The 25,025-nt window shown below is 63.3% G+C and carries 24 protein-coding genes and 1 other RNA gene; 13 read left to right on the top strand and 12 right to left on the bottom strand.

Going from position 1 to position 25,025, the window contains the following annotated elements; translation table 11 throughout:
• Positions 1 to 84 precede the first annotated feature (84 nt).
• From ssrS to ACZM96_RS01275, 8 genes are all read right to left on the bottom strand, one after another.
• A non-coding RNA gene (gene ssrS, locus ACZM96_RS01310) (6S RNA) lies at positions 85 to 266 on the bottom strand.
• Positions 267 to 294: 28 nt separating this feature from the next.
• On the bottom strand, positions 295 to 582 hold the full coding sequence (locus tag ACZM96_RS01305; protein ID WP_294484309.1) for a cell division protein ZapA: 288 nt from the start codon (positions 580 to 582) through the stop codon (positions 295 to 297).
• Positions 583 to 596: 14 nt separating this feature from the next.
• Positions 597 to 860: a cell division protein ZapB gene (locus tag ACZM96_RS01300; protein WP_294445633.1), complete on the bottom strand. Its 264-nt coding sequence runs from the start codon at positions 858 to 860 to the stop codon at positions 597 to 599.
• Between the two features lie 1,781 nt (positions 861 to 2,641).
• The gene (locus tag ACZM96_RS01295) at positions 2,642 to 3,286 is read right to left on the bottom strand and encodes a redox-sensing transcriptional repressor Rex (RefSeq protein ID WP_077074016.1); all 645 of its coding nucleotides are present in this window, start codon (positions 3,284 to 3,286) and stop codon (positions 2,642 to 2,644) included.
• Between the two features lie 68 nt (positions 3,287 to 3,354).
• Positions 3,355 to 3,672 carry an ATP synthase F0 subunit C gene (atpE, locus tag ACZM96_RS01290; protein WP_418765919.1) on the bottom strand — a complete coding sequence of 106 codons (318 nt, stop codon included), beginning with the start codon at positions 3,670 to 3,672 and terminating at the stop codon, positions 3,355 to 3,357.
• Positions 3,673 to 3,737: 65 nt separating this feature from the next.
• Entirely contained in the window at positions 3,738 to 4,466 is a 729-nt protein-coding gene (gene atpB, locus ACZM96_RS01285) for a F0F1 ATP synthase subunit A (protein WP_489486820.1), read from the bottom strand.
• A gap of 28 nt (positions 4,467 to 4,494) precedes the next feature.
• Positions 4,495 to 4,929, bottom strand: a complete 435-nt coding sequence (locus ACZM96_RS01280) for a hypothetical protein (RefSeq protein ID WP_489486818.1) — start codon at positions 4,927 to 4,929, stop codon at positions 4,495 to 4,497.
• A complete protein-coding gene (locus ACZM96_RS01275) occupies positions 4,916 to 5,455 on the bottom strand; it encodes an AtpZ/AtpI family protein (RefSeq protein ID WP_489486816.1) in 540 nt (179 codons plus the stop codon). The genes ACZM96_RS01280 and ACZM96_RS01275 overlap by 14 nt, the downstream gene beginning before the upstream one ends.
• Positions 5,456 to 5,635: 180 nt before the next feature.
• On the opposite strand from ACZM96_RS01275, the gene ACZM96_RS01270 reads away from it, so the two are divergent.
• The 11 genes from ACZM96_RS01270 to priA all read left to right on the top strand — a co-directional run bounded on the left by ACZM96_RS01270 (position 5,636) and on the right by priA (position 18,558).
• A complete protein-coding gene (locus ACZM96_RS01270; protein WP_294484323.1) occupies positions 5,636 to 6,058 on the top strand; it encodes an FKBP-type peptidyl-prolyl cis-trans isomerase in 423 nt (140 codons plus the stop codon).
• A 76-nt stretch (positions 6,059 to 6,134) separates the two neighbouring features.
• Entirely contained in the window at positions 6,135 to 8,354 is a 2,220-nt protein-coding gene (locus ACZM96_RS01265) for a glutamine synthetase III family protein (protein ID WP_489486815.1), read from the top strand.
• 13 nt (positions 8,355 to 8,367) lie between these two features.
• Positions 8,368 to 9,651: a phosphoribosylamine--glycine ligase gene (purD, locus tag ACZM96_RS01260; RefSeq protein ID WP_294484328.1), complete on the top strand. Its 1,284-nt coding sequence runs from the start codon at positions 8,368 to 8,370 to the stop codon at positions 9,649 to 9,651.
• A 73-nt stretch (positions 9,652 to 9,724) separates the two neighbouring features.
• Complete coding sequence (gene purE / locus ACZM96_RS01255; RefSeq protein WP_489486814.1) at positions 9,725 to 10,219, top strand: 5-(carboxyamino)imidazole ribonucleotide mutase; 495 nt, start codon at positions 9,725 to 9,727, stop codon at positions 10,217 to 10,219.
• A gap of 205 nt (positions 10,220 to 10,424) precedes the next feature.
• Positions 10,425 to 11,456 carry an alpha-hydroxy-acid oxidizing protein gene (locus ACZM96_RS01250; RefSeq protein ID WP_489486813.1) on the top strand — a complete coding sequence of 344 codons (1,032 nt, stop codon included), beginning with the start codon at positions 10,425 to 10,427 and terminating at the stop codon, positions 11,454 to 11,456.
• A gap of 235 nt (positions 11,457 to 11,691) precedes the next feature.
• Entirely contained in the window at positions 11,692 to 12,072 is a 381-nt protein-coding gene (gene acpS / locus ACZM96_RS01245) for a holo-ACP synthase (RefSeq protein ID WP_489486812.1), read from the top strand.
• A gap of 112 nt (positions 12,073 to 12,184) precedes the next feature.
• A complete protein-coding gene (locus ACZM96_RS01240; RefSeq protein ID WP_489486811.1) occupies positions 12,185 to 13,849 on the top strand; it encodes an NAD(P)H-hydrate dehydratase in 1,665 nt (554 codons plus the stop codon).
• Positions 13,834 to 14,379, top strand: coding sequence for a tRNA (adenosine(37)-N6)-threonylcarbamoyltransferase complex ATPase subunit type 1 TsaE (tsaE, locus tag ACZM96_RS01235; protein ID WP_489486810.1), 546 nt, complete (start codon positions 13,834 to 13,836; stop codon positions 14,377 to 14,379). Before ACZM96_RS01240 ends, tsaE begins: the two co-directional genes overlap by 16 nt.
• A 32-nt stretch (positions 14,380 to 14,411) precedes the next feature.
• Positions 14,412 to 15,617: an aspartate kinase gene (locus tag ACZM96_RS01230; protein WP_489486809.1), complete on the top strand. Its 1,206-nt coding sequence runs from the start codon at positions 14,412 to 14,414 to the stop codon at positions 15,615 to 15,617.
• 97 nt (positions 15,618 to 15,714) lie between these two features.
• The gene (locus tag ACZM96_RS01225; RefSeq protein ID WP_489486808.1) at positions 15,715 to 16,065 is read left to right on the top strand and encodes a DMT family protein; all 351 of its coding nucleotides are present in this window, start codon (positions 15,715 to 15,717) and stop codon (positions 16,063 to 16,065) included.
• A 39-nt stretch (positions 16,066 to 16,104) separates the two neighbouring features.
• Positions 16,105 to 18,558: a replication restart helicase PriA gene (gene priA, locus ACZM96_RS01220; RefSeq protein WP_489486807.1), complete on the top strand. Its 2,454-nt coding sequence runs from the start codon at positions 16,105 to 16,107 to the stop codon at positions 18,556 to 18,558.
• 179 nt (positions 18,559 to 18,737) lie between these two features.
• Here the strand turns inward: priA and ACZM96_RS01215 are convergent, their stop codons facing one another.
• The 4 genes from ACZM96_RS01215 to ACZM96_RS01200 form a co-directional block, all read right to left on the bottom strand.
• On the bottom strand, positions 18,738 to 19,166 hold the full coding sequence (locus ACZM96_RS01215; protein WP_489486805.1) for a hypothetical protein: 429 nt from the start codon (positions 19,164 to 19,166) through the stop codon (positions 18,738 to 18,740).
• Positions 19,167 to 19,184: 18 nt separating this feature from the next.
• On the bottom strand, positions 19,185 to 20,135 hold the full coding sequence (locus ACZM96_RS01210) for an aminotransferase class IV (protein WP_489486804.1): 951 nt from the start codon (positions 20,133 to 20,135) through the stop codon (positions 19,185 to 19,187).
• A gap of 192 nt (positions 20,136 to 20,327) precedes the next feature.
• The gene (locus tag ACZM96_RS01205; RefSeq protein WP_294484361.1) at positions 20,328 to 20,633 is read right to left on the bottom strand and encodes an integration host factor subunit alpha; all 306 of its coding nucleotides are present in this window, start codon (positions 20,631 to 20,633) and stop codon (positions 20,328 to 20,330) included.
• A gap of 33 nt (positions 20,634 to 20,666) precedes the next feature.
• Positions 20,667 to 21,089: an HIT family protein gene (locus tag ACZM96_RS01200; RefSeq protein ID WP_489486802.1), complete on the bottom strand. Its 423-nt coding sequence runs from the start codon at positions 21,087 to 21,089 to the stop codon at positions 20,667 to 20,669.
• Between the two features lie 109 nt (positions 21,090 to 21,198).
• Here ACZM96_RS01200 and ACZM96_RS01195 point away from each other — a divergent pair, with 109 nt between their 5' ends.
• Positions 21,199 to 22,269, top strand: coding sequence for an elongator complex protein 3 (locus tag ACZM96_RS01195; RefSeq protein WP_489486800.1), 1,071 nt, complete (start codon positions 21,199 to 21,201; stop codon positions 22,267 to 22,269).
• Positions 22,270 to 22,438: 169 nt separating this feature from the next.
• The gene (gene topA / locus ACZM96_RS01190) at positions 22,439 to 24,754 is read left to right on the top strand and encodes a type I DNA topoisomerase (RefSeq protein WP_489486798.1); all 2,316 of its coding nucleotides are present in this window, start codon (positions 22,439 to 22,441) and stop codon (positions 24,752 to 24,754) included.
• Positions 24,755 to 25,025: the final 271 nt, after the last annotated feature.

Raw genomic sequence — 25,025 nt, 5'->3', positions numbered from 1 at the left:
GCCGGATTGTCGCGGACTCGCCGCGCTCCGAAAGGGGAGGGAGAATATTCCGCCTCAAGGGCGAACAAGTGCGGAAGAAGGAAAAAAGAACCCGGGATGCCGTGAAAAGCTGCTGGCACGAGACCTTGTGGTCTCCAAGTGGGCGCCTGTCCGAGACTTCAGGCTGCCCGCCTTGGGCGGGTATGCACACCATCTCGGAGACTGGCTCCCTGCTAACGCTAGTGAGGCCGGCGCAAGCCAGCTCCTCACGCACATCCCAGGGAATATGGGCTGCCGGAACGCTGCCGGATCGGCTCAGGAAGCCGTATCCGTCTTCTCCGGCGTGTTTTCCTTCAAACTCTGCAGCAGCTCGTCGAGCCGGGCATCTTCCCGACTGCGGCGCTCCTGCAGTTCCAGCAGGTCGTCCGCCATGCTGATGAGCAGCATGACCAGCAACCTGTCTCTGCCGAACTGGCCGCCCTGCGCCTTGACCCTGCTATATCTTTCCTCCACGTACTTTCTGGCTCTTTCCACCCGTTCGGGATCGGCCTCGGTACGGAACGCGACCTGCAGGTCGCAAAGGTCAAGATGATAGCTGTGCATGCGGCCGCCCGCCATTAACCGTTCTGCTGCGGTTCAGCGGCAGGCAACGTATCCTGAATACGGCTGATGAGCGCATCGACCCTGTTGCAGGCCTCGTCGCGAACGCTGCGTTCGCGGTTGAGCTGCTCCTGAAGCTCCTCGGAAGCCATCTGCCCGAGCTCCAGGTCTTCACGAAGACGCTTGCCTTCCTCACGGAGCTGATGATTTTCCTCCCGGAGTCGATCCAGTTCCTGAATGAGACTATCGATACGCTGCGCCAGCAGTTCCAACTTTTCCATAACTCTTCTATCTCCTTGAGAACCGGCGGGAAGCACTCAGCGCCGATTCCGAGCATTTTTGTACATGCCGGGCGTTTTCCGGCTTTTTTGCAAGTGCGCAGAGAACATGGAATGACGGCAATGTTTCTTCTTGCGCTCTTTTCTTATTGATAAACTATGGAGGCCGGATGAGCAAGTAGATAAAGCGCTCACTATCGGCAAACTTCGCAGAAAAAACAAAAAAGACGTCGCCGAAGTTCCTGTTCCGAAAGTACGGACTCGGGAGCGGTCATGATTTCAGAGAAAAAGCCGGACGAGCGCTCCCAAAACGCTGTCCGCGGCGGAAAATTCGGGAGCGCGAAGGGCATTCTCAGCGCCCGGAGCGCCGAACGGCATCCGCCCGCGGCCGCAAATGCCGGTCAACGCGACTGTCGCCGGAACAACGCGCCGTCTGCACAAAGGAAACCTTCGGCGAAAGAAGGAGCATGCCGCGCCCAGACCGGAAAGTCGCGGACAGACGCGCGCCCGCACTCGCCGCCGCGCACACGAAAAACATCGGGCGAAGGCCGTGCGGAGAACCGCGGGCGCTCTGAAGGCGGGGCGGAGCCCAGGGGGCGCTCCTGCCGTAATGAAGGACCAGGCAGGAGCTCCTGCGCGGAAAAAGGGCAGCGGGACGCAGAGGCAATCGACGAGATGGGAGCCTGAGCCCGAGAAAAAGGCCGTTTGCCCCGGGCAAAGCGCAACAGGATGCCTCCCCGAGAGTGGAGCAAACGAAGGGCACGCGCAATCCACGGCCGCGTGCCGTACGCCAGGGAAAGCGCCGCGCGGCAAGGCGGGCGACAATGTCCGGCAACGGAACGGCAGCCGCCAAAGCGACCAGCAGACGGAACAAGGAGCGTCGTTTCAGAAAACGCTTTATCCGACGGCGGAATGCATGGGCAAAAAAAGCACCTCCGCAAGAATCCGGGGAAAGCCTCGGCAACAAGAATCCGCGGCGGCGATGACTCTCGCCTCGTCAACAGCGACGTGCGCCGGAAAACGCTTCCTGCGACGGAATCTCCGCCCCATTGCCCGACGACGCCACACCTCCGCCGGACGCGCGGCAAGCAAGGGTACAACGAGGACAGCGTGCATGACGAAGTCGTGCGAAAAGAGCCCCGTCGGCAGAAAGACGACGCCCGAGCGACGATGGGGCGACCGTCTCCCGGCAACGCCGTGCATACGAGAACATACGGCCCGCGTCCGGGCCTTCAAGGGGGATTTCGTCGCCATTCCGCAACGCTGCAAAGGTTGTGATAAAAATATCGAAATCCGATACCTTATCATTTAAATACGTTTTTGTTTTATTTTTACAAAAAGCAAAGCCTCAGGTTCCGCAGCCCCACGCCCCGACGCCCGATTTTCAAGAAGAGGCGATCTTCTTTCCGACTGTTCCGAACAATCCTTGCCGACGACGTCGAGACCTTGCCGGAACATCACGCCGTACAGGTTCAAAACGCAGCAACAAACTCTGCGGCAGGTTCCGCCATGTACCGAGAGTCTCGAAGTTTGCCCCGCGTCGTGCGGCTGACGCCGATCTTGGAGTTCATGCGGAAGGGCAGGCGCAAGGGCGGAGACTGCGGGCGCAGCGCCGCCTCAGCAGGTGAGACTGCCGCCTGCCGAAGACAAGGAACACGCGTGCAGACCGCCCCGACGGCTGCACTGTTGCGCAGCAAGGCCGCCGCAGCCGACTCGCCGCGTTCAGACAAAAAAGCCCGCCGAAAGTCGGGCTTCCGGCGGGCGAACATGCAGAGCGAAAAAAATCAGCGCTGCTTCGTGGAGATGTTGAACGTCAGCGAGTAAATCTGATGGAAGAAGTTGACGTATTCCACGAACACGTGATCCGGCACGGTGATGCGGGCAGCGGAGTAGTTCAGAATACCCTTGATGCCGGCGTCCACGAGCTGCGTGGCCGCGCGCTGGGCGCGTTCCGGCGGCACGGTGATGATGCCGATTTCAATGCCCAGTTCGGGCACTTTTTCCATAAGGGTCTTGGTGCAGTACACTTCCAGACCGTAGAGCTTTTCACCGATCTTGAAGGGGTCGCAGTCGAACGCGCCCACAATGGTGAAGCCGTGGCGGCGAAATTCCTGATAGTTGAGCAGGGCTCTGCCCATGTTGCCCACGCCCACGAGGGCGGCGCGCCATTCGCGGTTGGCGTTGAGGCAGGCCTTGATGACCTCCAGAAGATACGAGACATAATAACCTACGCCGCGAACGCCGAATTCGCCGAAGTAGGCGAGATCCTTACGAACCTGTGAGGCGTTGACGTCGCACGCCCGGGACAGGGGTTCGGAAGAAATGACCTGAACGCCATCCTTGTCCATGGCTTCGAGAACCTGGAGATAAGTGGCGAGACGCTGGATGGTTGCGCGAGGGATATGTTCGTATTTAGGAGTCTGGTTCATCGTCTTGGTTGGCCTGTTAAAAGAATAGGGGCGGAAAGAAATATATCCTTCCCGCCCGATAAATGCAACTACATCTTCACGAAGAGCAGGATGAGCGCCACGAGAAGGGCATAGATGACGAGGGATTCGATGAAGGCGAGGCCCAGGATGAGGGACTGGGAGATCTTGCCGGAAGCGTCGGGATTGCGGGCGATGCCTTCGCAGGCGGCCTTGATGGCCGCACCCTGGCCGCAGGCGCCGCCGGTGGCGGCAAGGCCGATGCCCAGAGCGATGCCGGCAGCGGCAAGGCCGAAGCCGCCGGTGACGCCGCCGTCAGCAGCGAAGGCCACGGCAGCCATGGAAACGAGCATGAGGGTGGTCAGGGTCGTGAGAACGATCTTGCGCATGGTAAAACTCCATTACAATTATGAGTGTTGAGGCCGAAAGGCCATTCCCCCGAAGGTAGGTCGGCTTAGTGGGCGTGTTCCACGGAGCCCTGGATGTAGATCATGGACAGGATGAACAGGATGAAGGCCTGCAGCACCTTGCCGAGCAGGAACAGGAAGTACATGGGCACCGTGCCGAGCAGCACGCCCACGTAGATGCTGGCGCCGAAGCCGAAGAAGATGATGAGCGTCATTTCTTCAGCGAAGATGTTGCCGAAAAGACGGAGCGACATGGAAAGCGGACGGGCCAGATGGGAAATGATTTCGATGGGGAACATCAGCGGAATCAGCGGTTTGCTGGAACCGGTGAAGTGATGGATGTACCCGAAGCCCCAGGTGCGGATGCCCACATAGTTGTAATAGATGAACACGCACAGCGCGATGGAAATGGTGGTGTTCAGGTTGGCGGTAGGCGCGTCGCAGCCGGGCACGAGACCCAGCAGGTTCATGGTGAGCACGTAGATGAAGATGGAGGCGAGCAGCGGCACGAAGCGGCGGCCCTTTTCCTCGCCGAGGTTGTTCAGCACGAACTTTTCCAGGCCGTCCACCAGGGCTTCAAAGAAGATCTGGAACTTGCCGGCGGGCACGATGCTGAGCTTCTTGCGCAGCACGAGGCCGGTGATGAGCAGAATGAGCATGCCGAGCCAGGTGAAGAACACATACTTGGTTTCAATGGTCATGCCCGCGACCGTGATCTGATCCATGTGGAAAACGGTCGACAAGAGCAGCGGGTGAGCCAGTCCAGATGCAGCCATGGAAATCCTCCTGTATGTGCCAGGCCTTTCAACCCCGGAAAATCAGCGAGACCGGAATGATTATCAGCGCCGAGGAAAGACCGACCGCAAGCGCGATCGGATTCGCCTGAAAAAAGACTAATGCTATATACACGAAAATTCCGGTAATGAAAAGCCTCAATTGCGTTCTGATGAGCAAACCTTTTTTCACAATGCGTGCCTGCGAGGCTCCGTTTTTGTCGCCGCCGGGAATGGACAGGGGCAGAGTATGCTGAATAAAAAGGGCAAGAGTATAAAAATTCCAGCATGATAGCACTGCTGCTACCCCTGCCCAGAAAAGCTCCGTGCGCCACCAGAAGGCCGCGGTTCCCGCCGCAAAAATCAGCAGGGAAAAGATAAAAAGATTCCTCGTCGCCCGGCGCAGAGGCGCATGGATGAATCCCCGTCTCCACAGCAGACGATCCGCTTGTTCAATTATGCTCATGCTCGTCCTTTCTCCGCTCTTCCTCGGCATATTCCCGCAGTTCCCGGCGTATGGCCTCCAGCGATTCGCCGAGCTTGTCGAGATCCCGTTCCGAGGGATCGGCCGTGCCCGCAAGTATGGACGCCGTCACGTTATCCTGCCTCCCGGCCCGTTTTTCCTCGGCCGCCAGGGATTCCGGCGTGTCGGCCACGATGGCCGCCCTTGCCGGATCCGGCGCGGCGGGTCTGCGCGTTTTTTCCTGCGCCTGACGCTCCTCTTCGCGGCGGGCCTTTTCCTCGGCGTCGCGCTCGGCGTTGCGCCTGGCAAGATAGCGGGCGTCTATCCACACGTTGCGGAAGCCCGCGGCAAGACCGAGAAGCAGTCCTATGCCCGCGCCCGCGGGCCAGGTGCCGAGCCACTTGTCCGCCAGCCAGCCGAGCACGCCCCCCACGATGGGGCCGGAAACCATGTGCAGTCCCATGGTGCTCGCCGTGCCGAGCAGACTTATCTGCCCGCCGCCCTTGTTCTCTTTTCTTTCCTCGCTCATCTACGGGCCTCCATCCATTAAATGCTCTTGGAGTTGGACGCTGTCTGTGTTAGGTATCGTCCTGTGCCGACGCCGTCAATCGGAAAGCCCGCAAGCCTTCCGGCACAGTCCGTCCGCGGCAGGCGTCGGTTCCTCGCTCGTCTTTTTTGCACCCTTCAACGCTCTTCCACAGAGGTTCTCATGCCCATTAAACCCGGCGACACTGTTTCTGTCCATTATGTTGGCACTCTGAACGACGGCTCCGAATTCGACCGCTCCCGCGAAGGCAGCCCCCTGCGCTTCAAGGTGGGTTCCGGTCAGGTCATTCCCGGTTTCGACAAGGCCGTGACCGGCCACGAAGTCGGCGACAAGTTCTCCGTGACCATTCCTGCCGCGGAAGCCTACGGTGAAAGGCAGCAGCAGCTTCTCTTCTCCGTTCCGCTGGAACAGGTGCCGCCTTCCATCAAGCCGCAGCCGGGCATGATGCTCCACGTCTCCACCGATCAGGGCGAACTCGAAGTCGCCGTACACGAAGTCACCGACACCCACATCGTGCTCGACGCCAATCACCCCATGGCCGGCAAGGATCTCACCTTCGCTCTGGAAGTGGTTGCCATCGACTGATGTTCCGGGGCGTCGCCCCTTTCTTCGACACAAGGCCCGCTCGACGGGCCGCTTATCTTTTCTTCAAGGAGTTCGCATGAGTTCTGCCAACGCCAGCCGCAGTCATGCCGTACTTTCCGTCGCCACGCGGCGTCATGACGCGGAATACATCGCGGGGGGACATCCCGCCTCGGCCGAAGCCCATACCGATCCCACCGAATACTACGGGTGCAACGTTTTCGACGACAAGGCCATGCGGCGCTATCTGCCCAAGGCCGTGTACAAGTCGCTGCGCACCACCATCGACCTCGGTCGTCGCCTCGATCCCAACGTGGCCGACGTGGTGGCCAACGCCATGAAGTCCTGGGCCATGGAACGCGGCGCGGATCACTACACCCACGTGTTCTATCCGCTCACCGGCCTCACTGCGGAAAAGCACGACAGCTTCCTCGAACCCGACGGCAAGGGCGGCGCCCTGGCCCAGTTCAGCGGCAGCGCCCTCGTGCAGGGCGAGGCCGACGGCTCCAGCTTCCCCTCCGGCGGTCTCCGTTCCACCTTCGAGGCCCGCGGCTACACCGCCTGGGACGTGACCAGCCCCGCCTATCTCATGGAAAGCCCCGCCGGCATGGTGCTGTGCATTCCCACGGTCTTCCTTTCCTGGACGGGCATCGCCCTCGACAAGAAGACCCCGGTGCTGCGTTCCGGTCAGGCCCTCAGCCAGCAGGCCGCCCGCGTGCTGCGCCTGTTCGGCGTGAATCCCACCATGCCCATCACCTCCAACGGCGGCCTTGAACAGGAATACTTCCTCATCGACGGCACCTTCGTTTCCGCGCGCCCCGACCTGCTCATCGCCGGCCGCGCCCTCTACGGCGCGCGTCCGCCCAAAGGCCAGGAATTCGAGGATCAGTACTACGGCGTCATTCCGAGCCGCGTGCTCGGCTTCATGGCCGATGTGGAACGCCAGCTCTACCGCCTGGGCATTCCGGTGAAGACCCGTCACAACGAAGTCGCGCCCAGCCAGTACGAAATCGCCCCCACCTTTGAATCCGGCAACCTCGCCTGCGACCACAACCAGCTCATCATGACGGTGCTGCGCAAGACCGCCCGCCGTCACGGCATGTCCTGCCTGCTGCACGAAAAGCCCTTCGACTGCATCAACGGCTCGGGCAAGCATCTCAACTATTCCATCGGCAGCCCCGAGGTGGGCAATCTCTTCGCTCCCGGCGACAATCCGCATGAAAACGCCCAGTTCCTGGTGTTCCTGTGCGCCGTCATCCGCGCCCTGCACCGCCACGGCGGATTCCTGCGCGCCGTGGTGGCTTCCGCCTCCAACGACCGCCGCCTCGGCGCCAACGAAGCGCCGCCCGCCATCATGTCCCTGTTCCTCGGCGATCAGCTCACCGACGTGCTGGAACAGTTCCGCGTGGGCCAGGTGACCGGCTCCGCGCACAAGCGCATCATGAACGTGGGCGTGGACACCCTGCCCCCCCTGCCCGCCGATCCCGGCGACCGCAACCGCACCAGCCCCTTCGCCTTCGTGGGCAACCGCTTCGAGTTCCGCGCCCTGGGCTCCTCCATGTCCGCGGCCGACTCCCTCGTGGTGCTCAACACCATGATGGCCGAATCGCTGGACTACGCCGCCACCTTCCTCGAAAACGCCATGCACGACGAACGTCTCAGCCTGGGCGAAGCCGTGCAGAAGCTCATCGAAAACGTGATGGAGGAAAACAGCGCCGTCATCTTCAACGGCAACGGCTATTCCGAAATCTGGCAACGCGAGGCCGAACGCCGCGGCCTGCCGAACTATCCGGCCACGCCCGACGCCGTGCCAGTGTTCTCCTCGCCCGAAGTGGTGGCGCTGTGCGAACGCTATCAGGTCTTCTCCCGCCAGGAACTCAAGGCCCGCGAAGACATTCAGCTTGAGCAGTACATCAAGAGCATTCACACCGAATGCAGCCTCGCCGTGCGCATGGCCCGCACCCAGATTTATCCCGCGGCCGTCCGCTACCGTCAGGAACTCTCCTCGTCGGCGGCCTCCTGCGCCGCGCTCGGCGTGCCCGCGTCTCTGGATTCGCTCAAGGAGCTCTCCGAAGTCATCGCCGGCTTTGAAGCCGCCCTCCGCACGCTGGAAGCCAACGCGGCAAACCTCAACTGGACTCCCGAAGAGAGTCAGCTGCTGTCCGTCGCGCAGACCTGCCTCCACTCCGTGCTGCCCGCCATGGAAGAGCTGCGCCGCTGGGCCGACAGAATCGAAACGCTGGTGGCCGACGATCTCTGGCCTCTGCCCAGCTATCAGGAAATGCTGTTCATGAAATAAGGGAGGAATACCCATGCGCATACTCATCATCGGATCCGGCGGCCGCGAACACGCCCTGGCCTGGAAGCTCCGTCAGAGCCCCGACGTGACCGAACTCTTTGTGGCTCCCGGCAACGGCGGCACGGCGGGAATCGCCACCAACGTCGCCATCAAGGACAGCGACGTTCCCGCGCTGGTGGCCTTTGCCAAAGAGCACGGCGTGGATCTCGTGGTGCCCGGTCCGGAACTGCCGCTCACGCTCGGCGTGGTGGACGCCATGAAGGAAGCGGGCATTCCCTGCTTCGGCCCCGTGGCCGCCTGCGCAAGGCTGGAAGGCAGCAAGGCCTTTGCCAAGGAAGTCATGCAGGCGGCGGGCGTGCCCACCGCCGCGGCGGGCGTGTTCACGAACCGCGCCGATGCCGACGCCTTTGTGGCCGCCCACGGCGCGCCGCTCGTGGTCAAGGCCGACGGTCTGGCTGCGGGCAAGGGCGTCGTTGTAGCCATGACCGACGAGGAAGTGAAGGCCGCGCTTGATCTCATGTTCGACGACCACGCCTTCGGCGACGCCTCCAGCACGGTACTCATCGAAGAATTCCTCAAGGGCGAGGAAGTGTCGCTGCTGTGCTTCTGCGACGGCAAGACCGCCCTGCCGCTGCCTTCCGCGCAGGATCACAAGGCCGTGTTCGACGGCGACAAGGGCCCCAACACCGGCGGCATGGGCGCGTACAGCCCGGCCCCCGTGCTGCCCGACGAAAAGCTCGACGCCATGGCCGACATCGTGGCGCGCCCCATTCTCGCCGAAATGGCGCGTCGCGGCACGCCCTTCACCGGCATTCTGTACGCCGGCCTCATGATGACCGAAACCGGCCCCAAGGTGCTGGAATACAACGTGCGCTTCGGCGACCCCGAATGTCAGCCGCTGCTCATGCGCCTCAAAAACAATCTTGTGGACGTCATCAAGGCCTGTCTGGAAGGTCGCCTCAACGAGATCACGCTCGACATCGAACCGCGTTCGGCCCTCGGCGTGGTGCTCACTGCGGCGGGCTATCCCGGCTCCTACCCCAAGGGCATGCCCATTTCCGGCATTGAAAGCGCCGAAGAACTGGACGACGTGCAGGTCTTTCAGGCGGGCACCCGTCGCGAAGGCGACCGCGTGCTCTCAAACGGCGGCCGCGTGCTCTGCGTGACCGCGCTCGGCAAGGACCTCAAGGACGCGCAGAAGCGCGCCTACGAAGGGCTCGACCGCCTGTCCATGGAGCACAGCCAGTTCCGCAGCGACATCGGCCTGAAGGGCCTGAAGCGCCTCGGCCTCGCCTGATCTTTGTTTTTTCGCGGGCGTCCCGGCAAGTCCGGGGCGTCCGCTTCCCCGACAAACGCTCAAGGATTTTCCCATGACTCAAGTCGCCATATTCATCGGCTCCGCTTCCGACGATCCCGTCGTCGGCGCCTGCGCCGACGTGCTGAAGAAACTCGGCATTTCCTACCGCTACACCATCACCTCGGCCCATCGCACCCCCGAACGCACCGTCGAGCTCATGAACGAACTCGAAGCCGACGGCTGCCAGGTCTATATCTGCGCCGCGGGCATGGCCGCCCATCTGGCCGGAGCCGTGGCCGCCCGCACCATCAAGCCCGTCATCGGCATTCCGGTGGCCGGTTCGCCCATCGGCGGCCTCGACGCCCTCTACGCCACGGTGCAGATGCCCTCCGGCTTCCCCGTGGCCACCGTGGCCCTGAACGGCGCCAAGAACGCCGCCTGGCTCGCCGCTGAAATCATTGCGCTGCACGACGAGCGCGTAGCCGGTCTCATCCGCGCCGAACGCGAAGGCTACAAGACTTCCATAAGCAAGGCCGCCGCCGAGCTGGAAGCCAAACATCAGGCCTGACCATATTTCGCGCGCCCGCCTGCGCGGCGCTCTCCCGGCTTTGCCTAAAGCCGTTCCGGCCTTGGCCGCGAACCGTTTTTAGCACGGCCACGTCCGCGATTCAGGTTCCGCACGCGAATTTCGGGCGGACACGACCGCCCCTCAGTTTTCCGACGCTCCTTCCCGGCTCGCCGGAAATGTCCTTTTACCGTACAGGAGAATGACCATGGACGCATCCATCAAACAGCTGGCCCGCGAACGCATGAAGGGCCATTGCCGCGTCTGCCCCCAGTGCGACGGCCGGGCCTGCGCCGGCGAAGTGCCCGGCATGGGCGGTCTCGGCACCGGTTCGTCCTTCCGCGCCAACGTGGAAGCGCTCGCGAACGTGAAACTCGCCATGCGCTGCCTCCACACCGCGGCCCAGCCCGACACCTCCACCGAAATTCTCGGCCTCAAGCTCGCGCTGCCTCTTCTTGCCGCTCCCATCGGCGGCGTGGCCTTCAACATGGGCGACGCCTCTCAGAACCCCGTGGACGAAGCCGCCTATGCCGAAGCCATCATCTGCGGCTCCAAGCAGGCGGGCATCATCGGCTGCGGCGGCGACGGCGTGGGCTCCCTCATTCCCGACTGCGCCTTTGCGGCCATCCGCAAGGCGGAAGGCTGGGGCATTCCCTTCATCAAGCCCTGGGAAGGCGACTTCCTCTGGAACAGACTGGAATCGGCCACGGCCACGGGCTGCCCGGTGGTGGGCATGGACGTGGACGCCGCAGGTCTTGTGACCCTGCGCCTTCAGGGCCGCCCCGTGTCTCCCAAGAGCGCGGAAGAGCTCGCGGAAATCGCCCGCTTCGTCCACGAACGCGGCGCGAAGTTCATGATTAAGGGCGTGATGACCGTGGCCGACGCGCGCGTGGCCATCGACGCCGGCGTGGACGCCCTGGTGGTTTCCAACCACGGCGGCCGCGTGCTCGACGGCACGCCCGGCAGCGCCTCCGTGCTTCCCGGCATTGCCGCAGCCGTAGGCGACAGAATTCCCGTTCTGGCCGACGGCGGCGTGCGTTCCGGCACCGACGTGCTCAAGATGCTGGCCCTCGGCGCCAGGGCCGTGCTCATCGGCCGTCCGTTCTCCGTGGCGGCCGTGGGCGGACAGACCGACGGCGTGGCCGCCTACGTGGCGGACATCAAGGGGCAGCTCACCTCGGCCATGGCCCTCACCGGCTGCGCCGACATCGCCTCCATCAGCTCCGACATTCTGGCCTGATCTTCCGGCCGGTCCGGTTCGCCGGACCGGCCATGCCGAAGACGCGCTTTCCCATAAGCCGCGCGGCTCCCCCTTTGCGGCAGACGCCGGCGAAGCGCGGTTTTCCGTCGTGGAGGAACGCGCGTCGCGGCAAAGGCCCTTCGCGCGTCTTTCGCGCCTTCCCATGTTACGCCGCAGGGCGCAACCTGCATTTCTCACCCCTTCCGCAGCCGCGCGGCCCCCGGAACCATCTCTCATGATACAAGGCACAGGATTCGATCTTGCGGCGCTGCCGCGCATCAGAACGCTGCTGGAGCGCTACGGCGAGCGCTTTCTCTGCCGCGTGCTCACGGAAAAGGAGCGCGAAGGCATGCCCGCCGTGCTCTCCGCCCGCACGGCCTACGTGGCCGGACGCTTCGCCGCCAAGGAAGCCGCGGTCAAGGCGCTCGGCACCGGCTTTGCGCAGGGCGTGGGCATGCACGACGTGGAAATTCTCTCCCTCGCCTCGGGCAGGCCGGAACTTTTTCTGCACGGCGAGGCGGCCGCAAAAGCCCGCGCCATGAACGTGCAGAAAACCCACGTGTCCATTTCCCACGAACGCGACATGGCAGGAGCCGTGGTCATTCTCGAATCCTGACCGAAAAAATTTTTGCCCTGACAGGCACTTTTCCGCCGAGGCCTTACCTTCGCCCTGCGGAGAATTTTCCGGAACGCGTCGGCCCGTCCGGCCGCAGACTGGAGGAAAAACAATGTTCGTTCCCGTTCCCACTCCGGAGGAAATGAGCCGCTGGGACGCCGCGGCCGCTTCTTCCGGCATTTCCGAAGAAACCCTCATGGAAAGCGCCGCGCGCGCCGCCATGGACTGCCTGCGCGAAGAGGCCGGAAAACGGCGTCTGTCTCCGGCCGGAGCCTCCGTGCTTCTGCTTGCGGGCGGCGGCAACAACGGCGGCGACGCCTTCTGCATGGCCCGTCATCTTCTGGACGCCGGAGCCGCGCCCGTGCTCGTGTGCGCGAAGGAGCCCGACGCCTATCACGGCGCGGCGCTGCACTGGCTGCGCGTGGCCATGAGCCTCGGCGTGCCCGTCGTGCCTGCCGACGACTGGGTGAAGGGCGACACCCGCGCGCCCGCAGCGCCCGACATCGTGGTGGACGCGCTGCTCGGCACCGGGTTTCACGGCGAACTGCGCGAGCGGGAGAAATCCTTTGTGGAAAAGCTGAACGCCCTTTCCGCGCCCTTTGTTCTTGCCGTGGACGTGCCTTCCGGGCTTTCCGCCCGCAACGGCCGTCCTTCGCCCACGGCCGTGCGCGCCCACGTCACGGTCACGTTTCAGGCGGCCAAACCCGGACTGCTGCTGCCCGAAGCGCAGAAGTTCACCGGAGATCTCATCGTGCGGCCCATAGGCATGCCGCGCGCCGTGCAGGAAGCCGATCCCCCGTCCTTCCGCACCTGGCTCTGCACGCGCCGCCTCGACAGAGGCGCGCCCTACACCGTGGAACACGGTCTTTCGCCCCGGCTTGAGGAAATCTTCAACACGCCCGCTGTGTCGGAAGGCCGCGGCCCTGCCCACAAGGGCGCGGCCGGAAGAGTGCTTGTGGCCGGAGGCTGCCCGTCCTACACCGGCGCTCCGTGCCTTTCCGCCTGGGCAGCCCTGCGCTCCGGCGCGGGACTCGTCATGCTGGCCGCTCCCGAACCCGTGCTCAACGCCGCACGCATTTCCATGCCCGCCCTGACGCTGCACGCGCTCTCAGGCAAGGCTCCGGACAACGCCTGGTGCGCCGAAGACGCGCAGACGCTGGCCGAAACCCTGCCCACCTTCGGAGCGCTGGTATTCGGCCCGGGACTCGGACGCAGCAGCGGGGCAGCGGACATGACCGAAGCGCTGCTTCAGCTTCCCCATCGCCCGCCCATGGTGATCGACGCCGACGCGCTCTTTGCCCTGGCGCAGCGGCCGAAGCTCCTTTCCCTGCTGCGCCCCTGCGACGTGCTCACCCCGCATCCGGGCGAAGCCGCCACGCTTCTCGGCACCGGCGTCCGCGACGTGCAGGCCGACCGCTTCGGCGCTCTTAGGAGCCTTGCCGCGCTCGCGCCCGCCGTGTGGGTGCTGAAGGGCGAAGGCACGCTCATCAGCGCGCCGAACGAGCCTTCCGTCATTTCTCCGTGGCAGGTGCCGCAGCTGGCCGTGGCCGGTTCCGGCGACGTGCTTGCCGGCGTCATCGGCGCGCTGCTCGCCCGAGGCCACGCGGCCCCGCTTGCCGCCACGCTCGGCGTGTGGCTGCACGCCCTTGCGGGGCTTCGCCTCGCCGGAGAATTTCCCCTGCGCGGCAACGGCCCGCACGACATTGCCAACATCCTGCCCCGAGTGCTCGGCTCGGCAGGCGAACCCAGCAGAGAAGAATCATGCCCATCCTTCTGAAATCCCCCGAAGACACCATGGAATTCGGCGCCATGCTCGCGCAGGCCATGCTCGACTCGCCCCTGCGCACCATCTACCTGTTCGCCGATCTCGGCGGAGGCAAGACCACCTTCACCCGCGGCTTTGCGGCGGCGCTGCCCGGCGGCGATCAGGCCGAAGTGGCCAGCCCCAGCTTCACCCTGTGCAACGTGTATCCCACAAGGCCGGAAGTGCTCCACGCCGACCTCTACCGCCTTTCCGAAAACGCCTCGCTCCCCGAAGAAATGGAAGAAATGCTCGACGAGGGCGACCCCTTCCTCATTCTCGAATGGCCGCAGTATCTGGCTCCCGAGCGCCGCGCCGCCGAGCGCCTCGACATTTATCTTGACCCCGTACAGGGCAACGACGCAAAAGCTCTGGACAAGACTGCGGAATCATGCCAGACTTTCCGGCTGGCAACGCTGAAAGCCCACGGCAATGCAGCCGACGCTCTTCTGCGGAATCTGAAGCCCCGGCTCGAACGGCGCTTTGCGCCTGCCGACAAGGCATAAGCGTGCCATATCCCTTTTTTTCAGGATGTCCTATGCGTATTCTTGTGCAGAAATTCGGAGGATCCTCCGTCGCCGACCTGGAGTGCATGAAAAAAGTGCGCACCAAAGTGCTTGCCGCACTTGAGGAAGGCTACAAGGTTGTGGTGGTTCTCTCCGCCCGCTACGGCCAGACCAACAGCCTGCTGGAAAGAGCCTATCAGTGGTCGGACGAACCCGATCCCGCAGAACTCGACGTTCTGCTCACCACCGGCGAACAGGAATCTGTGGCGCTGTTTTCCATGCTCCTGCGCGACGCAGGCGTGAAAGCCCGCTCCTTCCTCGGTTTTCAGGTGCCCGTCATTACCGACGACGCCTACGGCAACGCCCGCATTGACACCATCAATGCCGACGCCATCCGCGAAGCCTTCCAGACCTACGACGTCGTGGTCATGGCCGGCTTCCAGGGCCGCACGCCAGAAATGCGCCTCACTACGCTGGGCCGCGGAGGCTCGGACACCTCCGCCGTGGCCGTGGCCGCCGCTCTCGGCGACGAGACCCGCTGCGACATCTATACCGACGTGGACGGCGTATATACCACCGATCCGCGCATGTGCAAGGACGCCCACAAAATGGAACGCATCAGCTACGACGAAATGCTGGAAATGGCTTCCATGGGCGCCAAGGTTCTGCAAATCCGTTCCGTAGAAATCGCCGAAAAATATAATGTTCCCGTCCGGGTGCGTTCCACCTTCTCGAACGATCCGGGCACGCTGGTCACCAAGGAGGACATCATGATGGAGTCCGTGCTCGTTTCGGGCATCGCTTTTGATAAGGATCAAGCCAGAGTCACGCTCCGCGACGTACACGACAGACCCGGTTCGGCGGCCAGCATCTTCAGCCCGCTCGGCAAGGCCGGCATCGTGGTGGACATGATCATTCAGACCGCCAGCCGCGACGGCGTGACCGACATGGCCTTCACCGTGTCCCGCAAGGACCTCAAGCGCACCCTCGACGTGCTCCAGAAGGCCGAGCCCGCCTGCAGCAGCATCGAACACTCCTCCAACATCGCCAAGGTGTCCGTGGTGGGCGTGGGCATGCGCAATCACAGCGGCGCGGCCAGCCGCGCCTTCGACGCCCTGTACAAGGCCGGCATCAACCTCATCATGATCAGCACCTCGGAAGTGAAGATTTCCTGCCTGGTGGACGAGGCCGACCTCGAACTCGCGGTCAACGTTCTGCACAAGGAATTCGATCTGTAATCCGTCGGACTTAGGTCCGTTTCATATCATCACTGGGAAAGGGGAGCGCGCTCCCCTTTCTTGTTCCTTCCGCAGCAAAGCATACGACGAGGCCGTCATGACTCTGCATCTGCCCATTCCCGTCATCACCGTTCTGCTTCTCATAGGTTCCAACATCTTCATGACCTATGCCTGGTACGGACATCTGCGCCACCACTCCCTCACCTTCGTGGGAGCCATTCTCGTCAGCTGGGGCATCGCCTTCTTTGAATACTGCCTTCAGGTGCCCGCCAACCGCGTGGGCTACGGCTATTTTTCCGCCGCCGAGCTCAAGACCATTCAGGAAGTCATTTCCCTGACCATCTTCGGCATCTTCTCCACGCTCTATCTCGGCGAAAGCCTCACCTGGAATCACGCCATCGGCTTTGCGCTCATCGTGGCGGGAGCCTTCTTCGTGTTCAAGGGATAGAGGCGCGCCCCGTCTCCGGGCCAGCCCAGGACCGCATTCATGATCTGCCACGTCGCCCTCTGCACGCCGCCCTACGCCACGCTGAGCTATCTGACGCCTGAGGAGTTTCCGGACTTTCCCTGGCAGGCCGGACTGCGCGTGGCCGTACCGCTCGGCAACGGAGCCATCCGCGCGGGCGTCGTCACGGCCGTGTTCGCCGACGACGATCCGAACGCCCTCCGGGAAAGCGCCGCCGGTCAGCACAGCATGAAAAAAAGCGGCGACATCACGCTGCGCCCCCTGACGTGGCCTCTGGAACTGACGCCGCTGCTTCCGCGCGACTACATGGAAACCGTGGAACAGCTCGCCGCGCGTCAGTATTCCTCGCCCGGCCGCGTGCTCGGCAATCTTCTGCCGCAGGGGCTGAGAGTCACCGCGCGCATCCGCGTGCGGCAGTACCTGCCGGACGTGAACGGCAAAGGACAAAAGCCGAAACTCTTCGCCCTGCGCGACATCCCCGCCATGTCCGCCGCCGAACGCGCCGCGCTGGCGCAGGACTTCACGCACGGCCGGGCCGAACTTCTCATGCTGGCCGAAGACGCCGCCGACGGAGAACTCTGCGCGCTGGCCTGCGATCCGCCGTGGCCGGTACGTCCCAATGCCGTCAAGCAGCGCGAACTGCTCGACTGGCTGCTCAGAAACGGCACGGTGACGCGCAGAAAGCTGCGCGAAGCCCTGCCCGACAGCTCGCAGACGCTCACGGCGCTCGTGAAGAACAAGCTGGTGGAACTTCGCCCCGCAACGCCCGAAGAGGACGAGCCGGAACCGGAGGAGGCGCTGCTGCCGCCGCCAGAGCCGCCCTTCCAGCTCACGGAGGAGCAGCAGGCCGCGCTCAGGGAATACTGCGAGCAGATGGATGCCCTCGCCCGCGGAGAAAAGCGGCCCTTCGCGCATCTTCTTTTCGGCATCACGGGAAGCGGCAAGACGGCCGTGTATCTGGAACTCGCCCACGCCTGCCTTACGAGGGGCCGTTCCGCGCTTCTTCTCGCCCCGGAAGTGGCCATCGCCCTCAAACTGCGCAGAGACGCCGAACAGCGTTTTCCCGGCGCGCCCATTTTCTTCTATCACGGCTACCAGAGCCAGCAGCAGCGGGAACGCACCTTCCGCCGCCTCGCCGCGCGCAGGGAACCCTGCCTCGTCATCGGCACGCGTTCGGCGCTGTTTCTGCCCCTGCCGCCGCTGGGAGCCATCGTGCTCGACGAGGAACACGACGGCTCCTTCAAGCAGGAAGACCGTCTGCCCTATCAGGCCAAGGAAGTGGCCTGGGAAAGGGCGGGCAGGCATCGGGCGCTGCTGATTCTCGGTTCGGCCACGCCGGACATCAAAACCTTTCATGCGGCAAAGGAAGGGCTTTTTCCCATCTCCCGGCTGACGCACCGCACGGGCGGCGGCACGCTGCCCGCCATCGAGCTTGTGGACATCAAGAATCAGCCGGCCTCCAAACTGCTTTCCGACCGCGCCGTGGAGGCGCTGCGGGAAACCGTGCAGCGCGGCGAACAGGCCGTGGTGCTGCTCAACCGCCGAGGCTACGCGCCGCTCATGTACTGCCTGAACTGCGGCACCGTGGCCAAGTGCCCCAACTGCGACATAGCCCTCACCTATCACAAGAAGCGCGAACAGCTCGTGTGCCACTACTGCGGCCACACGCGCCCCTTTCCCTCGCCCTGCGAAAAATGCGGCGGCCTCAACTTTCTGCCCATGGGCGAAGGCACGGAAAAGCTGGAGGAAAGTCTGGCCGGAGAAGAGCTCGCCGGAGCCCTGCCGCCCGGCGGCCGCGTGCTCAGGCTCGACCGCGACAGCACGAGCCGCCCCGGACGCATGGAAGAAATTCTCGCCGCCTTCGCCCGGCAGGAAGCGCAGGTGCTGGTGGGCACGCAGATGCTCTCCAAGGGGCATCACTTTCCCAACGTCACGCTGGCCGTGGTGGCCGACGGCGACATGGGCCTGAACATGCCCGACTACCGCTCGGCCGAACGCACGTTTCAGCTTCTGGTGCAGTCCTCAGGACGCGCCGGACGCGGCGAAAAGCCCGGACGCGTGCTCATTCAGACCAGAGACGTCAATCACTACTGCTGGCAGTTCGTGAAAACCGGCGACTACGAGGGCTTCTACGAACACGAAATAGCCCTGCGCAAGCAGCGCCGCTACCCGCCTTTCATCAAGCTGGCGCTCATCCGTCTTTCCTACCCCTGGGACTGGAAGGAAGGACAAAGCCGCGTGAACGCCTTTGCCGCAGCTCTGCGCGCCCACGGCCGCGCTCTCGGCCTCACCGTGCTCGGCCCGGCTCCCGCGCCGCTGGCCCGCATTCAGGGCCGCATGCGCTTTCAGTGCCTCATGAAGGCCGATACCTGGCAGCACGTGCGTCAGGCCTACGCCATGGCCCTGCGCGACGTCGGCGCGCTGCCTCACGAGCTGCGCATCACGCTGGACCTCGACCCCGTGAACATGCTCTGAGGCAAAGCGCCCCGGGCACGGTGCGCTTTGCCTCCGCTGCATTGTCCGTTCCGAACCGCCGGCCCCGGCCTTCTGCCGGCGCTGCGCCGCATGAAAAAGGCATGAAAAAAGCCGGGCCGCCCGCCATGCGGAACGACTCCGGCCTTCATGACTCTCTGCGGAACATTCCGCAAACAAATTTAGAACTTGTACACATCCAGAGAAATGGCGGAGGCGGGCTGACCATCGTCGCCGGGGAACACGCGGGCGCGGACCTTGTCGCCCTTCTTCAGGTCGCCGATGCCCTTCTTGCTCTCCCAGGTGAAGATGTCGGCGTACACGTTTTCAACCAGCGTGTTGTCCGTCACCTTGATGGTGGAAGTGTCGCCCTGCTTGTCCTTGATGGTAAAGGTGCCGTTCTTGGCGTCCACGCTCTCCACCACGCCGCGTTCCACGACGAACAGCGGGAAGGTGACCACGATTTCCTCGCTGGGAGCCACGATCACGAAAGGCGTGTCGGCCACGGTCTGCTTGGCCTTGGACGCGGGAGCGGTATCGGCGGCAAGGGCCATTGCGGGAGCCAGAATGATACCACAGCAAAAACCGGTGAACAGAGTCTTGATGCGCATAAGTTCCTCACTTGTTAATCATTTGAGGAACGGCACGCCTCCGGTCACAAGAGCGTCATGCAGCAGATGGCGCAGCCTGTCCGCCATGGGACCGGGACGGCCGTCGCCTACGGGCTTGCCGTTGTAGTGCGTGACCGCCACGCACTCGCATGTAGTACCAAGTACCAGAATCTCGGAAGCCTGTTCCACTATTTCTTCTGTGATATCAGTGATAACTACGGGCATGAACGCCTTGGCGAGCTCCATGGCCCGGATGGACGTCGTGCCCGGAAGCGCATGCCGGAACTCGGGCATGAGCATGCGGCCCTGCCTGTCCACCAGCGCCACGTTGGCAATGGCCGCCTCGGCAAGAAAACCGTCTTCGTCGAAGGAAAAGGTGAGATCCACGCCCTTCTCGCGGGCTTCCTTCGCCATGAGCGCGTTGGCGAGATAGTTGGTGGACTTGATCTGCGCAAGCCATTCCTGCTTGGCCGGAACGGCACTTCTTGCCGCCGTCAGCCCCTTCTGCCAGAACGATTCCGGCAGCGGACGCCCCTTGGTGGCCACAATGTACAAACTGGGCTGCGGGCATTCGGCAGGATCCACGCCCAGCCCTCCGCAGCCGCGGCCGAGCAGCACCTTGAGCCCGCCGTACGGCGCACCGCCTTCCCGGGCCACGTCCAGCATGATGGAGCGCACCTCCTCCCACGGGCACGGAGGCTCAAGCTCCAGACGCGCGGCGGAATGCTTCATGCGTTCAAGATGGGCGTCGAGCTGCACGATGCGCCCTTCCAGAAACGTAAGGCTCTCAAAAATGGCGTCGCCGCGATGCACCATGTGATCGTCCAGAGGCACCAGCAGCAGACGGGCGTCCTTGCAGATCGCTCCCATGCGATGTTCGTAAAAGGCCGTGACGTTGGCCGCGCCCTCGCGCGGCAGCTCCATGAGTCTTGCCGTCCACCCGGCGGCATCGAGGACAGGAACAGACATGATATTCTCTCCAAGCTGGCCGAAACGGCCAGGATTTGCGTGCCCCGGAGACCGGAACAGCCGCGGGCACGCCACCGCTATAGCGCAAAAGACAGGGGGAGTACAGACAAGGCACTCTTGCCGCCCGCTCTTCAGATACGAAAAAAGGCCTGCCGAAGCAGGCCCTTCTTGCAGGGAACACCGCCCTTCAGACTACGCTTCTTCGCCGCCGTTGAGCTCCATGCGGAACTTGCGGGAAAGGCGGAACACCACCACTTTGCGCGGAGGCAGCGTGATGGATTCATCGGTCTGGGGGTTGCGTCCCTTGCGGGCGTTTTTGTCGTAGGCCTCGAACTTGCCGAAGCCGCTGATGAGAAGCGCGTCATCCTTCTTGATGGCCTGCTTCATGAGGGCAAGCAGATTTTCAACGATATTCTTCACTTCCGCACGGTTGCGGCCGAGATTCTTGTCATTGTACACCGCTTCCACAATGTCAGCCTTCGTCAGAGCCTTGTTCATGTTTTCCTCCTGCCATTTCCTTCCGGATACGGATTACTTTTCCAGGCACGCGGCCACCTTGTCAGCCATGGCCTGCATGGCTGCGGCGTCAGGATATTTCCCCTGCTCCCACACGCCGAGCCCGTCCCCGTCGAAACGGGGGATGATGTGCCAATGAATATGGAACATAGTCTGCCCTGCGGACAATCCGTTGTTCTGCATGACATTGAACCCCGAAGCTCCGGTGGCCTTCATGACGGCCGCACCGACCTTCTTCAGCGCCGCAAACACCGCAGGTGCAATATCACAGGAAACTTCAAGCATATCCTTGTAATGCGTCTTGGGTATCACCAGCGTATGACCGGGATGCACGGGCGACAAATCAAGAAACGCCAGAACGCAATCATCCTCGTACACCTTTGCGCAGGGAATCTCTCCCCTGGCAATAAGGCAGAAAATACATTTTTCTTCAGACATAACAGTACAGACCTCCAAAGTCTCTCCTGTATTTTTAACACGGGAGACACCTTGTCATCCTAAGCGCAAGCGATTAGAACATCAAGAGCTTTTCTGCCGAGGAAAAAAAATGTCACGTCTCCCTCAACCGTTGGGCCGCACCGGGTCCGGGCGCATCCTTTTCTTCACCGGAGCCCGCCAGAGCCGCTCCAGCCGCATCCTGCCGGTATTTCTCCCTTTTCTCGGCTGTCCCGGGCACTGCGTGTACTGCGCGCAGGACAAGCAGACCGGTCACACGGGCTCGGAAGGCCTGCGCGCCATTCTCGCCGAAGCCGCAAAAAACGCGGCTGAGCTCCCTCCCTGCGGGCCGCAGGAGCGCCGCGAGCTGGCTTTTTACGGCGGAACCTTCACGGCGCTGCCCGCTGCGGACCGCGCGTCCTGCTTTGAACTTCTCGACGCGCTGCGCCGCGAAGGCCGCATCCGCCTCGCCCGATGCTCCACCAGACCGGACGCCCTTTCGCCCGCCGTGCTGGACGAACTTCTGCGCCACGGCGTGGATCTCGTGGAGCTCGGCATACAGAGCTTCGAGAGCGAGGCCCTCGCGCTCTCCCGCCGCGGCTACGACCGCAGCGCCGCCCTCGCCGGATGCCGGGCCGTGACGGACGCCGGGCTCAGCCTCGGCATTCAGCTGCTTCCGGGCATGCCGGGAAGCACGCCCGACGTGTTTCTCGCCGACGTGCGCACGGCGCTTTCCCTTTCGCCCGCCTGCCTCCGCTTCTATCCCTGCCTCGTGCCCGAAGGCACAACGCTGGCGCGCTGGTTCCGCGAAGGCCGCTTTGCGCCGTGGACCGTGGAACAGACCGTGCGCACCCTGGGCGAAGCGCTGAACATGGCCTGGCAGGCGCAGGTTCCGGTCATCCGGCTGTCGGTAGCGCCGGAGAGCGCCTTCGACGCCGCGCTGCTCGCCGGCCCGCGGCATCCGGCCCTCGGCGCGCTCATTCAGGCCGAAGCGCTGCTTCGCGCCGCCGAAAACGCCGTGAAGGCCCTCGGCCGCGCGCCGGAAAGGCTCACGCTGCCGCAGTCGTGTCAGGGCTTCATGTACGGCGACAAAGGCGCGCTCAAGCCGCGCTGGCAGGCTCTCGGCCTCGGCCCGGAACGCATTGCCTTTGCGCGCGACGCCTCGGCCGCCGAGCTCATCTGACGCCTTTTGCCGCGCCGAAACCCCGCCGAGCCCCCGAAAAAGCCCGCAGGAACGGGCTAAATGCGTCTTTTGCGCCGCACGGGACTTGACGCTCCCCCCTTTTAACGTATGTTGCTTGACGACGGAGGAGGCGCATCCTCTCTTTGAAATTCCTACTTGTGAGCGAAATATGGGCAAGGATCTGATTATCGTGGAATCACCGGCCAAGGTGAAGACCATCAAGAAATTTCTGGGAAACAAATACATGGTGCAGGCCAGCGTAGGTCACATACGCGATCTGCCCACCAGAGAAATCGGCGTGGATGAAGCCCACGACTTTGCCCCGCACTACGAAATCATCAAGGGCAAGGAAAAGGTGGTGCGCGATCTGCAGGAAGCGGCCTCCAAGGCCGACACCGTGTACCTTGCGCCCGACCCGGACCGCGAAGGGGAAGCCATTGCCTGGCACATCGCCGAGGTCATCAAGAACAAGGCGAAGAACATCAAGCGCATTCAGTTCAACGAAATCACGGCCCGCGCCGTGAAGAACGCCCTGGAACACCCGCACGACATCAATCCCAATCTCTTCGACGCCCAGCAGGCCCGCCGCGTGCTCGACCGTCTCGTGGGCTACAAGATTTCGCCGCTGCTGTGGAAAACCGTGAAGCGCGGCATTTCCGCCGGACGCGTGCAGTCTGTGGCGCTGCGCCTCATCGTGGAACGCGAAGAGGAACGCCTCGCCTTCGTGCCCGAAGAATTCTGGACCTTCCGCGCGCTGCTTGCCGGAGCCACGCCTCCGCCGTTCAAGGCGGAGCTTGCCAAGATCGAAACGAACTTCGCCAAAAAGCTGAAGGAACTTTCCGGCTCCGACGAAAACAAGGATAAAAGCGCGCGCAAAATTCTCATCGCCAGCAAGGCCGCGGCCGACGCCCTCGAACAGGCCATGGCCGGTCAGCCCTTCGTGGTGACGCAGGTGGAGGAAAAGGAACGCTCGCGCAACCCGCTGCCGCCCTTCACCACGTCCACGCTCCAGCAGACGGCCAACCAGCGCATCGGCTTCACCTCCAAGCGCACCATGGCCACGGCGCAGCGGCTCTACGAAGGCATCGAGCTCGGCGAACGCGGCACCACGGCCCTCATCACCTACATGCGAACCGACTCCGTGCGCATTGCCGAAGAAGCGAAAAAAAGCGCCGCCGACTACATCGAACAGCGCTTCGGCAAGGACTACATGGCTCCCGGCGGCAAGGGCCGTTCCTTCAAGGGCAAGACCTCCGCGCAGGATGCTCACGAAGCCATCCGCCCCGTGGACATCACGCTGACGCCCCAGGACGTGAAGGAATTTCTCTCCTCCGATCAGTACCGCCTGTACAATCTCATCTGGTGCCGCTTCGTGGCCTCGCAGATGGCCGCGGCCACCTATCACGACACCGCCGTCAGCCTGACCTGCGGCCCGGGCCTGTGGAAGGCCAAGGGCGAACGCCTGCTCTTCCCCGGCTTTCTTGCGGTGATGCCGCGCTCCGCCGAGGAAGAGGAAGCCGCGCTTCCGGCCCTGCGCGAAGGCGAAACCGTCACGCTGCAGAAGCTCGAAAAGGAACAGAAGTTCACGCAGCCCGCCCCGCGCTACACCGAAGCTTCGCTGGTGCGCGAGCTGGAAGAGCGCGGCATAGGCCGTCCGTCCACCTACGCGACCATCATTTCCACCATTGAGGACCGTGAATACGTCCGCCTGGAAGACAAGCACTTCGCTCCCACGGATCTCGGCAAGGTGGTGTGCTCGCAGCTGCGCGACCACTTCGCCAAACTCATGGACGTGGGCTTCACCGCCGAGATGGAAAACAATCTCGACAAGGTGGCCGACGGCGAACTCGGCTGGGTGGATCTCATGAAGGGCTTTTCCAAGGACTTCAATCCCACGCTGGAAGCGGCCGCCAAGAACATGGCCCCCGTCAAGGGCGGACTCACCACCGACGTGCCCTGCCCCGAATGCGGCAAACCGCTGGTGGTGAAGTTCGGCAAGAGCGGCGAATTTCTGGCCTGCACGGGCTACCCCGAATGCCGCTACACCACCAACTTCACCCGCGACGAAAAGGGACACATCATTCCGCAGGAGCGCCCGAAGGAAGAACACAAGAAGATGGGCGTCTGCCCCAAGTGCGGCGGCGACGTGATTCTCAAGCAGTCGCGTACGGGCAGCCGCTTCCTGAGCTGCTCGCGCTACCCCGAATGCGACTACGCCGCGCCCTTCTCCACCGGCGTGGCCTGCCCCAAGTGCGGCAAGGGCATGCTGGTGGAAAAGAGCTCCCGCAAGGGCAAGCTGTTCTATTCCTGCGACCAGTACCCCAACTGCGACTACGCCGTGTGGGACTGGCCCGTGGCCGAACCCTGCCCCGAGTGCCATTCTCCCATTCTGGTCATCAAGACCACCCGCGCCCGCGGTCGTCATCTGGCCTGCCCCAATCCCAAGTGCCGGTACACCAGAGAGCTCGACGAGAATCAGAACTGATTCCGCCTTCCCGCAAGTCTCCGGGGGAAGCGCCCTTCAAGGGGTGCTTCCCCTTTCTTTTTTTCAGAGAGGCGAAACAGGCCCCCGGCCTTTTCCAAAAGCGACAAACGCCCCCACCCCCCCGCCGCGGAAAAGGCTTTTCCCCGCGCCCGGCGCGGGAGCCGCCCCGACATTGAATTCGCGCGTAGCGAACTGCCCAGAGCGGAGCATTCAATACGGGCTTTGTCGAAGCCGGTGCACACGGAGCAAACGCGCCGGGAACCATGTCGAG

It is taken from the genome of Mailhella sp. (assembly GCF_057866825.1).
The sequence above is the reverse complement of the archived record's forward strand: the minus strand, read 5'-3'. Positions and strand labels throughout refer to the sequence as shown.

Bases quoted from the DNA above. Each gene is read 5' to 3' on its own strand.
- ACZM96_RS01240 (WP_489486811.1), top strand. From the start codon at position 12,185: ATGTTCGTTCCCGTTCCCACTCCGGAGGAAATGAGCCGCTGGGACGCC.
- ACZM96_RS01210 (WP_489486804.1), bottom strand. From the start codon at position 20,135: ATGTCTGTTCCTGTCCTCGATGCCGCCGGGTGGACGGCAAGACTCATG.
- ACZM96_RS01280 (WP_489486818.1), bottom strand. From the start codon at position 4,929: ATGAGCATAATTGAACAAGCGGATCGTCTGCTGTGGAGACGGGGATTC.
- ACZM96_RS01265 (WP_489486815.1), top strand. From the start codon at position 6,135: ATGAGTTCTGCCAACGCCAGCCGCAGTCATGCCGTACTTTCCGTCGCC.
- ACZM96_RS01215 (WP_489486805.1), bottom strand. From the start codon at position 19,166: ATGCGCATCAAGACTCTGTTCACCGGTTTTTGCTGTGGTATCATTCTG.
- topA (WP_489486798.1), top strand. From the start codon at position 22,439: ATGGGCAAGGATCTGATTATCGTGGAATCACCGGCCAAGGTGAAGACC.
- ACZM96_RS01195 (WP_489486800.1), top strand. From the start codon at position 21,199: ATGTCACGTCTCCCTCAACCGTTGGGCCGCACCGGGTCCGGGCGCATC.
- atpB (WP_489486820.1), bottom strand. From the start codon at position 4,466: ATGGCTGCATCTGGACTGGCTCACCCGCTGCTCTTGTCGACCGTTTTC.
- ACZM96_RS01225 (WP_489486808.1), top strand. From the start codon at position 15,715: ATGACTCTGCATCTGCCCATTCCCGTCATCACCGTTCTGCTTCTCATA.
- ACZM96_RS01275 (WP_489486816.1), bottom strand. From the start codon at position 5,455: ATGAGCGAGGAAAGAAAAGAGAACAAGGGCGGCGGGCAGATAAGTCTG.
- purE (WP_489486814.1), top strand. From the start codon at position 9,725: ATGACTCAAGTCGCCATATTCATCGGCTCCGCTTCCGACGATCCCGTC.
- ACZM96_RS01270 (WP_294484323.1), top strand. From the start codon at position 5,636: ATGCCCATTAAACCCGGCGACACTGTTTCTGTCCATTATGTTGGCACT.
- ACZM96_RS01305 (WP_294484309.1), bottom strand. From the start codon at position 582: ATGCACAGCTATCATCTTGACCTTTGCGACCTGCAGGTCGCGTTCCGT.
- atpE (WP_418765919.1), bottom strand. From the start codon at position 3,672: ATGCGCAAGATCGTTCTCACGACCCTGACCACCCTCATGCTCGTTTCC.
- ACZM96_RS01205 (WP_294484361.1), bottom strand. From the start codon at position 20,633: ATGAACAAGGCTCTGACGAAGGCTGACATTGTGGAAGCGGTGTACAAT.
- tsaE (WP_489486810.1), top strand. From the start codon at position 13,834: ATGCCCATCCTTCTGAAATCCCCCGAAGACACCATGGAATTCGGCGCC.
- ACZM96_RS01250 (WP_489486813.1), top strand. From the start codon at position 10,425: ATGGACGCATCCATCAAACAGCTGGCCCGCGAACGCATGAAGGGCCAT.
- ACZM96_RS01300 (WP_294445633.1), bottom strand. From the start codon at position 860: ATGGAAAAGTTGGAACTGCTGGCGCAGCGTATCGATAGTCTCATTCAG.
- ACZM96_RS01230 (WP_489486809.1), top strand. From the start codon at position 14,412: ATGCGTATTCTTGTGCAGAAATTCGGAGGATCCTCCGTCGCCGACCTG.
- ACZM96_RS01295 (WP_077074016.1), bottom strand. From the start codon at position 3,286: ATGAACCAGACTCCTAAATACGAACATATCCCTCGCGCAACCATCCAG.
- acpS (WP_489486812.1), top strand. From the start codon at position 11,692: ATGATACAAGGCACAGGATTCGATCTTGCGGCGCTGCCGCGCATCAGA.
- priA (WP_489486807.1), top strand. From the start codon at position 16,105: ATGATCTGCCACGTCGCCCTCTGCACGCCGCCCTACGCCACGCTGAGC.
- purD (WP_294484328.1), top strand. From the start codon at position 8,368: ATGCGCATACTCATCATCGGATCCGGCGGCCGCGAACACGCCCTGGCC.
- ACZM96_RS01200 (WP_489486802.1), bottom strand. From the start codon at position 21,089: ATGTCTGAAGAAAAATGTATTTTCTGCCTTATTGCCAGGGGAGAGATT.